General features: G+C 38.9%; 15 protein-coding genes. 10 read left to right on the top strand and 5 right to left on the bottom strand.

Translation table 11 applies throughout. The features are described 5' to 3' along the window. Positions 1-213 precede the first annotated feature (213 nt). The 5 genes from WMO31_RS08320 to WMO31_RS08300 all read left to right on the top strand — a co-directional run bounded on the left by WMO31_RS08320 (position 214) and on the right by WMO31_RS08300 (position 3,867). Positions 214-909, top strand: a complete 696-nt coding sequence (locus WMO31_RS08320; RefSeq protein ID WP_155130817.1) for a radical SAM protein — start codon at positions 214-216, stop codon at positions 907-909. 1 nt (position 910) lies between these two features. Then, positions 911-1,624 (top strand): queuosine precursor transporter, encoded by a 714-nt coding sequence (locus WMO31_RS08315; protein ID WP_367999508.1) that lies wholly within the window; start codon positions 911-913, stop codon positions 1,622-1,624. A 296-nt stretch (positions 1,625-1,920) separates the two neighbouring features. Further along, positions 1,921-2,301, top strand: a complete 381-nt coding sequence (locus tag WMO31_RS08310; protein WP_337612259.1) for a BlaI/MecI/CopY family transcriptional regulator — start codon at positions 1,921-1,923, stop codon at positions 2,299-2,301. A 3-nt stretch (positions 2,302-2,304) separates the two neighbouring features. Beyond that, positions 2,305-3,558 carry a M56 family metallopeptidase gene (locus WMO31_RS08305; protein ID WP_367999507.1) on the top strand — a complete coding sequence of 418 codons (1,254 nt, stop codon included), beginning with the start codon at positions 2,305-2,307 and terminating at the stop codon, positions 3,556-3,558. Between the two features lie 3 nt (positions 3,559-3,561). Beyond that, entirely contained in the window at positions 3,562-3,867 is a 306-nt protein-coding gene (locus tag WMO31_RS08300) for a hypothetical protein (RefSeq protein WP_155130809.1), read from the top strand. 58 nt (positions 3,868-3,925) lie between these two features. On the opposite strand, the gene WMO31_RS08295 is transcribed toward WMO31_RS08300, so the two are convergent. Next, a complete protein-coding gene (locus WMO31_RS08295; protein WP_303807215.1) occupies positions 3,926-5,095 on the bottom strand; it encodes a DNA recombination protein RmuC in 1,170 nt (389 codons plus the stop codon). A gap of 68 nt (positions 5,096-5,163) precedes the next feature. Continuing rightward, entirely contained in the window at positions 5,164-6,090 is a 927-nt protein-coding gene (locus tag WMO31_RS08290) for a S1 RNA-binding domain-containing protein (RefSeq protein ID WP_117886463.1), read from the bottom strand. Between the two features lie 405 nt (positions 6,091-6,495). On the opposite strand from WMO31_RS08290, the gene WMO31_RS08285 reads away from it, so the two are divergent. The 5 genes from WMO31_RS08285 to WMO31_RS08265 all read left to right on the top strand — a co-directional run bounded on the left by WMO31_RS08285 (position 6,496) and on the right by WMO31_RS08265 (position 12,996). Further along, a complete protein-coding gene (locus tag WMO31_RS08285; RefSeq protein ID WP_117524460.1) occupies positions 6,496-7,509 on the top strand; it encodes a peptidylprolyl isomerase in 1,014 nt (337 codons plus the stop codon). Between the two features lie 9 nt (positions 7,510-7,518). Next, positions 7,519-8,367, top strand: coding sequence for an HAD family hydrolase (locus WMO31_RS08280; RefSeq protein WP_046433624.1), 849 nt, complete (start codon positions 7,519-7,521; stop codon positions 8,365-8,367). A gap of 596 nt (positions 8,368-8,963) precedes the next feature. Beyond that, a complete protein-coding gene (locus tag WMO31_RS08275; RefSeq protein WP_367999506.1) occupies positions 8,964-9,890 on the top strand; it encodes an AAA family ATPase in 927 nt (308 codons plus the stop codon). A gap of 2 nt (positions 9,891-9,892) precedes the next feature. Continuing rightward, positions 9,893-10,855 carry a DUF58 domain-containing protein gene (locus WMO31_RS08270; RefSeq protein WP_367999505.1) on the top strand — a complete coding sequence of 321 codons (963 nt, stop codon included), beginning with the start codon at positions 9,893-9,895 and terminating at the stop codon, positions 10,853-10,855. Further along, entirely contained in the window at positions 10,852-12,996 is a 2,145-nt protein-coding gene (locus WMO31_RS08265) for a transglutaminase-like domain-containing protein (RefSeq protein ID WP_367999504.1), read from the top strand. The genes WMO31_RS08270 and WMO31_RS08265 overlap by 4 nt, the downstream gene beginning before the upstream one ends. An 85-nt stretch (positions 12,997-13,081) precedes the next feature. Here WMO31_RS08265 and WMO31_RS08260 read toward each other — a convergent pair whose 3' ends face one another. From WMO31_RS08260 to WMO31_RS08250, 3 genes are all read right to left on the bottom strand, one after another. Then, entirely contained in the window at positions 13,082-13,264 is a 183-nt protein-coding gene (locus WMO31_RS08260; RefSeq protein WP_015524174.1) for a hypothetical protein, read from the bottom strand. 88 nt (positions 13,265-13,352) lie between these two features. Beyond that, on the bottom strand, positions 13,353-13,871 hold the full coding sequence (locus WMO31_RS08255) for a hypothetical protein (RefSeq protein ID WP_021884075.1): 519 nt from the start codon (positions 13,869-13,871) through the stop codon (positions 13,353-13,355). Continuing rightward, complete coding sequence (locus WMO31_RS08250; protein ID WP_101029180.1) at positions 13,868-14,383, bottom strand: nucleotidyltransferase; 516 nt, start codon at positions 14,381-14,383, stop codon at positions 13,868-13,870. Before WMO31_RS08250 ends, WMO31_RS08255 begins: the two co-directional genes overlap by 4 nt. Positions 14,384-14,416 lie beyond the last annotated feature (33 nt).

Below are 14,416 nucleotides of genomic sequence, written 5' to 3'. Positions count from 1 at the left end.
TACCTCTTAAACATATATAATGCAATAATAAATTGCAGTTGACATAAAACGGAATTTGTGATAGCATACTGTGTGGCAGTTCGTAACCATCCTGCCGGAAGGACGCCGATAGGCTGCTCCTTCTATCAAAACTAAGGAGAAAGGCACAGGGCTTTTTACGCCCTTTTTGCACCCTCTTTTGTGTGGGTGCTTTTTTTGTGCCGGAAAGAGAGTATGGAGAGATACAGTATTATTAATGAAAAGAACAGTCGGGAGATTGTTCTTCTGCGTGGAAGCGGTTGCGTTTACAGAAAATGCATCTTCTGCGACTACTACACCGACAGGTGCAGTGACGAGGACGAAAACTTTCGTCTTAACAAAGCCGTGCTTGAAAAAGTTACGGGAATTTTCGGTGACCTTGAGGTCATTAACTCAGGCTCGGTTTTTGAGCTTGACAAAAAAACACTTGATTTTATCAAACAGGTGTGCAAAGAAAAAAAGATAAATACCATTCATTTTGAGGCACATTATCTTTATCGGAACAAAATCAGTCAGCTCAGAAAAGATTTTGCGGATTTTGATTTGAAAATGAAGCTCGGTCTTGAAACCTTTGACTGCGATTTCAGAGAAAATGTTCTGAAAAAAGGAATCAAAGAGAGCAATCCCGCTGTTATTGCTGAGAATTTCGACGAAGCTAATTTTCTTTTCGGAATTAAAGGTCAGACAGCCGAAACCATGCAAAAGGATATTGAGTTGGGATTAAAATATTTTGAACGAATTTGCGTTAACATTATGTGTGACAACACAACGGAAGTTGAACCCGACAAAGCTGTCATAAAAGAGTTTATGCAGAAGATCTATCCTGTATATAAGGATAACCCAAGAACGGATATTTTAATTAACAACACGGATTTCGGAGTAGGTGACTGATATGATAAATGAACTTTTGCTTATATTCTCGGTGGTATTCATATACGGTATGGCAGTTTTAGGCTATGCTCTTTTCGGCAAAGCCGGGCTTTACTGCGTTTCAGCCGTAGCAACAATTCTTGCGAACATTGAGGCTTTAATCCTTGTAAACGCTTTTTCAATGGAACAAACTCTCGGTAATGTGCTTTTTGCGGTAACATTTTTGATTACGGACATTCTCTCGGAATGTGAGGGCAAAAAAGCCGCCAACAAGGCGGTTCTTACGGGAATACTCTCATCGGTATTTTTTCTTGTGCTTTCACAAAGCTGGATGCTTTACAATCCGAGTCCGAATGACACGATTATGCCGTCAATCAAGGCAGTTTTCTCAAACACTCCCCGAATGATTTTTGCATCACTTATTGTATATGCGATAAGTCAGCTGTTTGATGTGTGGCTCTATCACAAGTGGTGGAAGTTCACGGAAAAGAAATTCGGTGACAAGAGAAGGTTTTTATGGCTGAGAAACAACGGTTCAACGCTTATCAGTCAAATTCTTAACACAGCCCTTTTCACCGCTTTTGCGTTTTGGGGAACTTATGATTTCGGAACACTCGTTTCAATCTTCCTTTCAAGCTATGTAATCTACATTTTCACAAGTCTGCTCGACACCCCTGCGGTGTATCTTGCAAGACTTATCCACGATAAAAAGGAACAGAAAAAAATTTCGGAATAAAAACAGCTTAATTGAATATTTTCAATAAAAAGACAAGTCGTCGCAATATTTTTTGCGGTGACTTGTTGTGCGTTTTCAGGATTTTGTGAATAAACCATAATATTATGCTTTTTATAATATACAACATTCCGCATTTTTATAGTCATTTTTTAACAATATGTGCGAAAATGGCTGATTTTATCCTGAATCACATAATTTTTTAAGATTTTTATTGACTTTTTCTGTACCAAATAGTATAATGAGGACAAGTTAAATGCTTAATATTATTTATAAACTTAATTTTGGAGGTAAATATCATGCTTACTAAAAGCGAAGAAGAAATTATGTACTTATTGTGGGACCTCGATGAACCACTCACAAGCTCAGAAATTGTTAAGAAGGCTGTAAACAAAACATGGAAAAAGAGTTACATTAACCTTCTTATCAATTCTCTTCTCAAGAAGGACATGATTAAAGTTGTTGGCGTTAAGCAGATGACTAAGAACTATGCCCGTACTTTTGTTCCTACAATGACAAAGGACGCTTATGCAATCAAACAGATTTCGGACAGACCGAATTTTGCCGACAGCGATATTCCGACTCTCTTCTCAGAGCTTATTGAGAGAACCGAAAGCTCAGATGTTTTCGATAAGCTTGAGGCTCTCCTTAAAAAGCGCCGTGAAGAACTCGGCAAATAATTTATGCAAATAAGTTTTTATTCATTCTTGTTTTCTATTGCAATAAGCAGCATTTTTATAGTGCTGCTTTACTTTTTCAGAAAAAAGGTTGCTTTTTGTAATTACTGCGGTCTTTATACGATTTTGGGATTGTATGTTGTAACATTTGTAAGAATGGTATTTCCGTTTGAATTCAAATTTACATATACAGTTTCCGATAAAAATGTGTATGCCGCAATAATGGATGTTCTGACTCCCAACAAAGATGTGCTGTTTGTTCCGGAATTCACATGGCTCAACCTGCTTGTAGCAGTATGGATTGCCGGAAGTGTGATATACATTTCACGGGTGATGATTAAGTATTACAAAGCAGTCAAAGCTCTGAAAGCAAATGTTATTGACGGAACACCCGAAATGCAGGCAAAGCTTGACCTCATTTCGCAAAAGTGCGGAATCAGAAGAAAAGTTAAGCTAAAAATTACCGATTGCGTTATCTCCCCTGTTACATACGGATTTTTCAATCTTGTTATTCTTATTCCGAATCGTGAATTTGACGACAGGGATTTTGGATATATCGCAACGCACGAATGCTGTCATATAAAAAACAAGGATATTTGGATTAAATTGCTGACGGAAATTTATTGCGGAATCTTTTGGTGGAATCCGTTTGCCCACCTTTTGAAAAAAGATTTAACCTACTGTCTTGAACTCAGGTGTGACAAGCGTGTTACAAGCAAGCTTAGCGAGAACAGATGTACTGTGTATTACGAAGTACTTGTAACGCAAATGAAAGCCTATAAAGAACAAAAAGAAAGTGAAAAGAGCGACAGGGAAACTGCACTGAAAAGTGCGCTTGTCGGAATGAGTTTTGTAACCAACGATAAGGGCGAAAAAATTATAAGCAGAATGGAAATGATTCTGTACCCGAAGAAAAAACAGACAATTATAAACAATGTTGTTACAGCTTTAATGGCATTGCTTGTTGTCGCTATATTCTTTGCTTCATACTGCTTTTTGATTGTCCCCGGTTGGGACGCCACATACGAGGATTGTGTAGCCGATCTCATTGAATCGGGCGAATACAACGATAATGTCGAAGTATATGAGGAAACAAATATGTATGTTTATGTTGAAAAAGACAAAACCACTCACCTTATTTTTGAGCCTTACGATAAAAAGAAAGGCGTAGTCTATACAAAAGATGATTCTATTATTATCCCATACTCCGATATAGAAAACGGCTACTATAATTATTGTCTTATATTAAGGGAGAAATAACAGATGAAAAAGAAAGCCGCAAAAATTTTTACAGCATTTATTATGACAGCAATTATCGCACAGGGAACCGTTATGGTTGCAGGTGCAGCAGAAACAGATTCAACCCCCGACAGCGTTGCAGTTGTTGAAGTTGCAACTCCTGACAGTTCAGCTTTGGAGAGCGGTGCCGATTCAACTTCTGTTCAGCCGATAGCTGATGTAATTTACAAGAAATGGCGTCGTGGAAGTCACGGACAACTCCAGTACAGAAGATGGAACGAAACAAAGCAAGAATGGGTTGACGACGAATGGATTGATTACAAAGGTTAATCTGCAATAACAACAAAGGCGAAACAGACACAAATCTGTTTCGCCTTAATTTTTTTGTTTATTCAAAAAGATTCTGTTCTGACAGGGGAACCGATTCAACATCCTTAAGCTGACGCTGAATTTGACGGGTACGAACTCCGACAAGCTTGTCAAGTTCCTTGTTTGCCTGATCCAGTCTTTGCTGTGTCATTACAAGCACATCATTGAACTTGTCGAACTCGGTCTTTACACCGCCGAGTATTTTCCAAACCTCTGCACTTCTCTTCTGAACGGCAAGGGTTTTGAATCCCATTTGCAACGAATTGAGCAGAGCCGCCATTGTACTCGGACCTGCAATATTCACCTTATACTCACGCTGAAGGACTTCAACAAGTCCCATATTGACAACCTCGCTGTAAAGCCCCTCAAACGGAAGAAACATAATTGCAAATTCCGTTGTGTTCGGCGGATCAATGTACTTATCGTGAATATCCTTTGCCTCGCCCTTTATACGCTGAACAAGTGCTTTTTGTGCCGATTCAATGCGTTGCTTGTCACAGCTTTCAACCGCATCACGGAGAGCAGAATATGTATCGCCCGGGAATTTGGAATCAACAGGCAGATATACTGTACCGGCACCGTCAGAGGGCAGCTTGATTGCAAACTCAACAACATTTTTTGAGCCCTTTTTGGTGGCAATGTTTTCCTCATACTGTTCCTTTGAAAGGATTTCGGAGAGAATTGCACCAAGCTGAATTTCGCCGAGTATGCCCCTTGTTTTGACATTTGAAAGAACCTTTTTCAAATCGCCCACGCCTACCGCAAGCGTTTGCATTTCGCCGAGCCCCTTATAAACCTGTTCAAGTCTTTCGTTGACAAGCGAAAAAGACTTATTCATTTTTTCTTCAAGTGTTTTTTGAAGCTTTTCATCAACTGTCTGTCGCATTTCATCAAGCTGACGGAGATTTTCCCGCCTTATACTTTCAAGCTTTTCATCAACCGAGCGTCTGATATTTTCAAGGCTCTGAACATTGTCGGCTGAAAAGCTGTGAAGTCTTTGTTCAAGCTGAATCGCCCTGTCATTTTGCGACTGTGCAAAGCTTTGCTGATTGAGCAATATCCTTTGAAGTTCGTCCTCCGTTCTGTTGTTATTATTCTTTTTGAGAACTGTTATTAATGTGACAACGCTGACAATGAGCGTTATTGCACAAAATAAAAGCACAATAATCTCGGATGTCGTAAACTGCATATTAAACCTCCCGAACAATAATTCGATTTCACAATTAAATAATATCATTCGGGAGTTTTTCTGTCAACTCAGGTATCGAATATTGTTTCAACCCGTTTCCGACAATTTTCAGGTGAATATACAAAACGGTCGATACGGTTGCTGTCGCAATAGTATTCGGGGCATTTCGGATTATATTTGTAATCAAAGGTGTCAATAATTATCAGTTTGATTTTCATTTTTTCGGGAATGATACTTTTTATGTAAACGCTTGCCTGCTGACCTGCACGGACTCCCTCTTTTGTTTCTGCAAGTCCTGCAAGATTTGGTGTAAGCTCCACAAAAGCACCGTAGTTTTCCACGCTTCGGATAATTCCCGACACGGTTTCACCGGCACAAAACCTTTCGGCATTTTCTTCCCATGTGCCGAGAAGCTCCTTGTGACTGAGGCTTATACGACCGTTTTCAACAGATTTGATAACGGCTTTGATATCCATTCCTACAGTAAATCTCTCGGCAGGGTGTTCAATCCTTGAAACCGAAATTGTGTCAATGGGCATAAGTGCAACAATTCCGCAGCCTATGTCTGCGAATGCACCGAAGTTTTCAAGATGAGTTATGCGGGCAGGCACAATATCTCCGCATCGCAACCTTGAAATGTATGCGTCAAGGCATTTGCGTTGTGCTTTTTCACGGGAAAGCATTACAATCGGTTTGCCGTTTTCGTCCTCGGTTATGTCGGTGACAACAAAACAGACAGGACGGTTCACCCTTGAAATCACGGCTATGTCACGAACAGAGCCGTCCTTAATTCCGATTGCACCCTCCTCCCTCGGAATTATGCCTTTTATGCCTGCAAGGTCAACAATAAGGTTGTGACTGCTGTCGCATACACAAGCCTTTGCCTCAAGGATCTTTTCGCTGTTTTTTGCATCCTCAAGCATCTTTAATGAGTGAAGTATATTTATGTTTTCCTGTTCGGATATAAGTTTTCCTTCGGGTAAATATTCTGACATTTTAAAGCCTCCGTCATATTTAGGTTTACAGAAAATCATATGAAAAAGTTTTCTGTCTTATTACACGGACACAATTTTTTGCAGAAAAATTTTATTGCATTTGCTACGCTTTCCTTCATAAAAAGCGGCAAACTTGCATTTTTATTTCATTTATGATATAATAAACAAGAAAAGTACGATGAAATCTGAGCTTTTGTTGAGTGCTTATTATACGAATTTATATCCCCCTCAAATTTTGCCACGCAAAATTTTCGATGGGTGATTGTACCATAATGCACTTTGTGATTATGGTACACAAATGTGTGTGTTTTAGAATAAAATCCAGATTAGAAGAGCCGAGGTTGTTTTTTGGAAACTTTGGAAACATTACATAACAATGAGGCTTGACAGGAAGGAAACAAATCTATGAATACTTACAATCTTAAAAAAATGTGTGCCGTATCGGTTGCATCAATTATGTGTGTTTCTGCATTGGCATTTTCGGGTTGCGGTGACAAAAAAGCTGAAGTCTCGCAGACTCCCGACGAAACAACTCCTGCAACTACTGCCGTAAGCACGGCTGATGAACCTACCGCACAGAACTATCTTGAAAGCATCGGCATTGATACCGCTACTCTCGGAATCAATCCGAACATTATTCACGATTCAAATCCTGTCGGTTTTCAGCTTGATATGCCGAAGAACGGTGATACAATCGCAGTTGTTCACACCTCATACGGTGACATAACAATGCGACTTTTCCCCGAACAGGCACCAAAGACCGTTACAAACTTTGTAAACCTTGCAAAAGCAGGAAAGTATAACAATTCACTTTTCAGCAAAGTAACAAAAGACTTTATGATTAACGGCGGTTACTGCGGTACAAGCTCGTACGGCGAGGCATTTGAAGATGAATTTTGCGACAGGCTTTTCAATATCAGAGGCGCTGTTGCAATGTCAAACACAGGTGCGGACACAAACGAAAGTGCATTCTTCATCAATCAGAAAACTGCCGAAACATATAAGAATGAAGGCGGCTGGGAACATCTTGCAAGTCAATGGGATTCTATCAAAACTCAGCTTGCAAACTACAAGGATTCAAACCTTCTGACTGCATTCATTGAGAAAAACGGCACAAACTGTTACGATACCGACAGCGTTCCCGACAGCGTTAAAAAGCTGTATGAGGAAAACGGCGGAAACGCCTATCTTGATGGTGCATACAATGCGGTTGACAGAGGCTACACGGTATTTGCACAGGTAATTGACGGAATGGATGTTGTTGATAAAATCGCCTCGGCTAAGGTTGACAAGGACGACATTCCCGTTAAGAACATTGTTATCAAAAGCATTAAGATTACACAATATAAAGAGGAATCAACAACTCAGGCAGATTCGACATCTGCCAAAAGCGTCACACAGCCGACCACAGTCGGATAAGGAGCGGTTATGAACAGAATGCCCGTTGCAGCGATTATGTATGACTTTGACCGTACCCTATGCACGAAGGATATGCAGGATTACAGCTTTATCCCCCGTCTTAATATGACTGAAGACGAGTTCTGGAAATTTTCAAACGAACTCGGTCAAAGCGAACATATGGACTCAATTCTTGCGTATATGTACGCAATGGTAAAAATGTCCCGTGAAAGGAACATGCCTCTTTTGCGAAATGACCTTGTTGAAATGGGAAAAAATGTTGAGTTTTTTGACGGCGTAAAGGATTGGTTCAAAAGGATTTCCGACTTTGGCGAAAAGCTTGGAATGCAGGTTGAACATTATGTAATTTCTTCGGGTATGAAAGAAATTATTGAAGGTACGGAAATCAGCAAAAACTTTAAAAGCATTTTTGCATGTGAATTTCTTTACGATGAAAACGGCAATGCCGTATGGCCTAAAACCGATGTAAATTACACCAACAAAACGCAGTTTGTTTACAGAATCAACAAAGGTGTTCTTGATGTTGCAAATGATGTTGACCTCAACCGTTCAATGCCGGAGGACAGCAAACGGGTTCCGTTCTGCAATATGATTTACATAGGCGACGGTCTTTCAGATGTTCCGTGTATGAAAATGATGAAAGCCTACGGCGGATATTCAATTGCGGTTTACCGAAAAAAGGACAGCAAGGTTGAGGACTTGCTGATGAAAGACAGAGTTGATTTTATCTATCCTGCTGACTATTCGGAAAACACAGGTCTTGACCTCACCGTTAAAAATATCATCAGAAAAATGGCTGTCTGCGGTCTTTTGTACGATGAAAACCATGAGCAGAAAAAAGAAATTCTCGGAAGATAATTTCGGTTAAATAAAAGTTGAATAAAAAAAGTCAAGTATCAAAACGATGCTTGACATTTTTCTTTGTTTGGTTTAATATAATTATAGAAAAGGAGATACCTGCGATAAGCGGATTCTCACTCTTTATGGTCAGAAAACAACCGCCGGAGCTTCGAAATTCGGGCGGTTATTTTCTTTTTTATTTATGTATGTAAATAAAAAAATTACTTTTTGTTGCCAAAAATTTGGTAACAAAGAGCGATAACGCTGACGATTAAAGTGCCGAGTAAACATACATCGGAAATTGTCATGGTTATCACCTCCTCTTGTGAGGAGAAACCGCCTACCGTTTAATGCAGGTATCACGGTTTTATTCTAACAGTTTAATTCTTTTTTGTCAAATTAATTTTCAGACGGCAGTTCTTTACGGACTGCCGTTTTTTTGCATATATTCTGCATAACCTAAAAACATATCTTCACATCTGTAGTTGGTCTGTATTTTACGAAAAAGACTTGCAATAAAAAAGCGAATCAAATATAATTTAAAGAGAGCGTTGCTCAGACTCAATTATTGTATAAAAAATATAGCAACAAATTTTAACACAAAGGGACAAATAATGAATAAATTTCAACTTATAACCAATGAGGTAAAAAAGGTAATAAACGGTAAAGACAGGGCGGTTGTCACCACTCTGCTTGCGTTGCTCACAGGAGGAAACATTCTTATTGAGGATATTCCGGGTGTGGGAAAAACAACAATGGCGGTTGCGTTTTCAAAGGCGCTCGGTCTTGAATACGGCAGAGTACAGTTCACTCCCGACACTTTGCCGTCAGATATCACGGGCTTTGCGGTCTATAACAAGGATACAGAAAAATTCACTTTCAACAAGGGCGCTGTATTCTGTAATCTTTTTCTTGCAGACGAGTTAAACAGAACTTCAAGCAGAACTCAGGCGGCTTTGCTTGAAGCAATGGAAGAACGGCAGGTTACTGTTGAAGGCAACACTTTCAAGCTTGAAAAGCCTTTTTCTGTTATTGCAACGCAAAACCCGACAGGAGCGTCGGGAACACAGCTTTTGCCTGATTCACAGATTGACCGATTCACGGTAAGGCTTTCAATGGGATATCCCGACAGCGATGCGGAATGTAAAATGCTGCTTAACAGAAGCGGCAAAAATCCCCTTAACTCAGTAAACTGCATTGTGTCCAAGATTGAATTTCTTGAAATGCAGTCGGAGGTTCAGAATGTTTTTGTCAGCGACGATATGGCAAGATATATTGTGTCACTCATTTCGGCAACAAGAAGGCATCCGTTGCTTTCAAGAGGTGCAAGCCCGAGAGCAACGCTTTCACTGACCGATATGGCAAAGGCTGTTGCATTTGCCGAGGGCAGAGATTACATTGTGCCGAGAGATGTGCAGAATATTTTTATCTGCACCGTAAATCACAGGGTAATTCTCAACGCAAAAGCCTCTGCATCAAAAAAGAACAGCGAAGAAATTCTGCACGAAATTCTCAGAAAAACTCCAAAGCCGAGGACTTGAAAATGATAAGGAACATAATAATTTATCTTTGTCTGCTGACGGGAACATTTTTGTTCAGCATTTTTTATTACGCCTGGTTCTCATGGTTTTTGTTCCTGACGGTTGTTTCAATTCCGATAATCTCGCTTTTGCTGAGTCTGCCTTTTATGATACGGAGTGTACGCTCCAATATTGAAATTTTTGCAAAAGAAAATGTTTTTGTCAAGGATGAGTTTTACATTGCAATATCAGGCAAGAAGAAGAAACCGCTCTTCTGCCCTATGCTCACGCTGAATATAAAATCAACCAACCTTACAGCAAATCTTTGTGAAAACATAAAAATCAGATTTTCGGGTACATTTACAAAGCCGTTAATCAGACAATGCAACAGTCTTACACAGCATTGCGGACAGCTTGACATTGTATGCAAAAACGGTAAAGTTTACGATATGCTCGGCATATTTTTTCTTCCGATCAGGATTAAAAAGCGCAGCTTTGTTCGTGTTCTTCCAAAACAACAAAAACCGAAAATTATCCCCGACAGCAGTAATTTCACGGTTACGGGGTACAAGCCTAAGCCTGTAGGCAACAGCGAAATTTATGAGCTTCGTGAATACCGTCACGGTGACAGTCTGCGCAATGTTCACTGGAAGCTTTCGTCAAAAAGTGATGATTTGATTGTCAAAGAACCGAATGTTCCGATAATCAAGAACTGTCTTATAATGCCTTTTTTCGGAGATAATGCAGACGAAAATGATGTTGTTTTTGCAAAGCTGATGTATGTCTGCCGATATATGATTAAAAGCATAGGCATTTGCTTTGCCTGCGACAGGAACGGCAATCCTTTTGAGATAAGATGCGAAAACGATATATTAAACTATTTTTCCGCACTCTATCTAAACACGGAAAGCAGCTTTGTTGCCGACACAAATGATTTTCAGCATTACAATATTTTTGCCGATCGTGAGGAGGTTGACTTGTTGTGAAAAACAAAACAAGCTTTACGATTGACATTCTTCTCTGCGTAACATTGATTTCAAACCTGTTTTACTGTCTTGTCACCTCTTTTGATATAAAAACAGAATGGTACATCATAGTAGTTCCTACGGCAATTTTCTGCACAATTTACGGATTGCTTGCCTCCCTTGTCAAAAAGTCGGGTGTACTGTTTATCAGCGTGGCAATCACTATGATTGTTTTTGTATTCACTCTGCTGTTTTCACTTGAAAGCATACTTGAGCAATTGAGTTATGTTATTACTCAGGCTTTAAAACTGCTTTCGCAATATCTTCCCGTACAGAACAAAATTATTTTGGGAGATACCCTCGGCACAAGCGCAACAGGACTTTTTGTGTTTATTTCGGCAATACTGAGTGCAGTTTTTACAATCAGCCTGATACGATACAAGCGTATTTTGATTCCGTCGTTGCTGTCAATGGTACTGCTTGTCCCCTGCTTCATTCTTGTAAACACTCTTCCGTCGCTCGTTTGTCTTTTTATTGCAATTGCAAGTCTTATTGCCTTGTACATTTCAAAGAACACACGCAAATTCAGACCGTCACAGGGCGGTGTGATTGCGGCAATTTCATTCGGAACAATGCTTGTTGTGATGGCAATTTTGCTTGCGTTCAATCCGATTGAAAAATATGAGCGATTTGACTGGCAGGAAAACCTTTTGCAGAGCATTGAAAACGGCTTTAATATTGATGACGGACGAAAAACTTCCACAGAAAAAAGCCTTAATGAAATCAAAGGTTCACTTGAAGAAAAAGAAAATCTCAACGATATTTCTCCGCTGACGCAGACGCATACACCTGTTATGACGGTCACTTCGGCAGTTGGCGGTAATATTTATCTCAAAGGCACAGCATATGCCGACTACAGGGACAATATATGGAGTATCATTTCCGACAATGATGCCGCAAGATATCCGCAGGATTTCGTACCGTTTACGGCAACAATCGGAAACAATGCTTTAACCGATACAAGGGTTCATATGCTGAATGAAAGTAAGATTGCCTATGTTCCCTACTTCTTGGAAAGTCTACCCGACAATCTCAATTCGGTTGCCGATGTGTGCGTAAAAAACGATACGGATAAAAACGAATTTAATTATTCGCACTATCCGTTTTATGCCGAAAACACATTCAGATACAATAATTCAGCCGAAGCGGAAGATTACAAAGCATTTGTGTATGACACCTATCTTGAAATTCCGAGAAAAACACAAATTGAATTGCGTAGAATTGCAGACCAAGAGGGCTTTCTCGACTCGGAGCTTACCGTTTCCGAAAAGATTGAAATGGTAAAGAACTTTATTTCAAGCAGTAAAACCTATTCGTTAAAAACTCCGAAAATGCCGTCGGGCAAAGATTTTGCAACTTGGTTTCTCAACGAGAGCGACACGGGATATTGTGTTCATTTTGCCACGGCAGGCACGCTTATGCTGAGGACACTCGGGATTCCGGCACGATATGTTACAGGCTACTATGCAACCGCATACGCAAATCAAACCGTGACCGTAACAACCGACAACGCTCACGCATGGATTGAGTATTACAGCGATACGGCGGGTTGGATTCCGCTTGAATGTACACCGTCATCGTTTCAGCCGGCAAGGTATGTCGGCTCTCAAAGAGCAAGTGGCGGCAGTACGGACACAAATCAGCCAACAACCGTTGAACCGACAACAGCACCGACTGCTCCGATAAACGGCACGGTTTCTCACAGCACAAAGCCGAAAAATGACATTAAATCTTCATTTGAATTTAACGGATTTACAATCGCTATGATGTCATTGGGAATTGTTGCCCTTGCTTTAATCGCAATTTTCTCAAGAAGAATTATCATTATCAAAAAGAGAAAACAAAGATTTGAAACAGGAAGAAACAATAAAAGAGCAATCTGCATTTATAAAGAACTTAAAAATCTAACGAAAATTTCACATATTCTGATTACAGATGAAGTGAAATCCGTGTATGAAAAGGCGAGGTTCAGCAATCACACGATAAGCGATGATGAACTGAAGATTATTGAAAACGCTTACTATAATTCTGTTGAAGAAATTTACAATAATCTCCCTCGCATCAAAAAGCCGTATTACAAGTTTATAAAGGCAATAAAATAAGAAATGCTCTCGTACAATGCGGGAGCGTTTTTACACAACAAAAGGCTCTTGAAAACAACTCAAGAGCCTTAGATTTTGCTTTATACTATTTAAAAAGATTCTTTTTGTCATAATAATCCTTATCGACAAACTCATCCTTTTCGTCAAGATTGCTGTCACTGCTCTTGAAAAGTCCCGAGCCAAAACGATAATCGTGATTTGCCATTCTGCGAATTCCGTAAGCAAGAATTGCAACACACACCAAAAACCAGAAAACTAACCAAAACATAAACAACACCTCTCAAAAGCAATACAATGTTAATATTTTTGTTTAGCTGATTATATCATTGCAGCATTATATTGTCAATATATTTTTATTAATATTCATTAATAAATGTAAGAACTTTTCTTACTGTTTCAACACTCAATTTATCAGTGTTGCCGTATTTGAGAAAAGAATTGACATTACCTGCATTAAGGTTCAATTCCTTATAAATGCGGTAGTTTGTAATACACTTTTGCTGTTTAACTTCACAGATTTTTTTATACATCAAATTTTTGATTTTTGTTTCATTATTGTGTTTGTTTAATCTGTAAAGGTAGTTATCATAGATTGTTTTGTACTCGCTTAATTCTTTTTCGGAAACATATTTTTCAACATTATTGTCTGTAATTCCCGAAAGTTTTTCGCAACCGTCATTAAGATAGTCGTACTTTTTAAGAAGTTTATTCTTTAAATTTTTATCGGTAAACATCATAAGATAAAGGCATAAAGCATCTTTAAGGCGAAAATTATTTTCGGCAAGTTTTGAAAACGAGTACAACGATGTTCCGCCCACTCCCGACAATTCCTGTAGTTGTGAGAGAAGATATCCTTTAAATGTCAACGCTCTCATTTAAACCTCTCCTTGTAATCTTTATAATGCTCTAAAAGAATGTTTTTATCAAAATCAGTCAACATTCCATAACAAACATCATCAACAAGTCTATCGAGCAAATCCCAATCTAAGGAATTGTAAACTAACTCATTTTCGATATCCTCTATATCTTTTCCTCGCATTGCACACAATTTTGACACTACCAAATCTTCAAGTGACAGAGTGTAAAAATTAACTTTCTTTGTTGGTATATTAACCTTTACAATTCGTTCAAGATAGTTTTCAGGAAAATTTATCCTATAAGCATTTACATTCATATTTATATTGTACAGTTCTAAAAGCTGTTTTATTTCATCACTTGCATCAATTGAATCAATATCGTGTGTTGATCTGTAAATTTTCTTCATTAATACAAGAGCACTTCCGCCTGCAATAACACAGGTGTAGACATCATCAGAGGTATCAATCAACGCCATATCTCTATCAACCTGTAAAAGTCTTTCAATAATTTCTTTTTCGTATAAATTCATTGCTACACCTCTTTATATATTTTGTTTTCAATA

Source organism: Ruminococcoides intestinale, from assembly GCF_040095935.1.
GTDB lineage: Bacteria > Bacillota > Clostridia > Oscillospirales > Acutalibacteraceae > Ruminococcoides > Ruminococcoides intestinale.
This window is presented reverse-complemented; position numbering and strand designations above follow the sequence as displayed.

What these genes read in the sequence shown, in the direction of transcription:
- WMO31_RS08320 (WP_155130817.1), top strand. Translation starts at nt 214, where the DNA reads ATGGAGAGATACAGTATTATTAATGAAAAGAACAGTCGGGAGATTGTT.
- WMO31_RS08315 (WP_367999508.1), top strand. Translation starts at nt 911, where the DNA reads ATGATAAATGAACTTTTGCTTATATTCTCGGTGGTATTCATATACGGT.
- WMO31_RS08310 (WP_337612259.1), top strand. Translation starts at nt 1,921, where the DNA reads ATGCTTACTAAAAGCGAAGAAGAAATTATGTACTTATTGTGGGACCTC.
- WMO31_RS08305 (WP_367999507.1), top strand. Translation starts at nt 2,305, where the DNA reads ATGCAAATAAGTTTTTATTCATTCTTGTTTTCTATTGCAATAAGCAGC.
- WMO31_RS08300 (WP_155130809.1), top strand. Translation starts at nt 3,562, where the DNA reads ATGAAAAAGAAAGCCGCAAAAATTTTTACAGCATTTATTATGACAGCA.
- WMO31_RS08295 (WP_303807215.1), bottom strand. Translation starts at nt 5,095, where the DNA reads ATGCAGTTTACGACATCCGAGATTATTGTGCTTTTATTTTGTGCAATA.
- WMO31_RS08290 (WP_117886463.1), bottom strand. Translation starts at nt 6,090, where the DNA reads ATGTCAGAATATTTACCCGAAGGAAAACTTATATCCGAACAGGAAAAC.
- WMO31_RS08285 (WP_117524460.1), top strand. Translation starts at nt 6,496, where the DNA reads ATGAATACTTACAATCTTAAAAAAATGTGTGCCGTATCGGTTGCATCA.
- WMO31_RS08280 (WP_046433624.1), top strand. Translation starts at nt 7,519, where the DNA reads ATGAACAGAATGCCCGTTGCAGCGATTATGTATGACTTTGACCGTACC.
- WMO31_RS08275 (WP_367999506.1), top strand. Translation starts at nt 8,964, where the DNA reads ATGAATAAATTTCAACTTATAACCAATGAGGTAAAAAAGGTAATAAAC.
- WMO31_RS08270 (WP_367999505.1), top strand. Translation starts at nt 9,893, where the DNA reads ATGATAAGGAACATAATAATTTATCTTTGTCTGCTGACGGGAACATTT.
- WMO31_RS08260 (WP_015524174.1), bottom strand. Translation starts at nt 13,264, where the DNA reads ATGTTTTGGTTAGTTTTCTGGTTTTTGGTGTGTGTTGCAATTCTTGCT.
- WMO31_RS08255 (WP_021884075.1), bottom strand. Translation starts at nt 13,871, where the DNA reads ATGAGAGCGTTGACATTTAAAGGATATCTTCTCTCACAACTACAGGAA.
- WMO31_RS08250 (WP_101029180.1), bottom strand. Translation starts at nt 14,383, where the DNA reads ATGAATTTATACGAAAAAGAAATTATTGAAAGACTTTTACAGGTTGAT.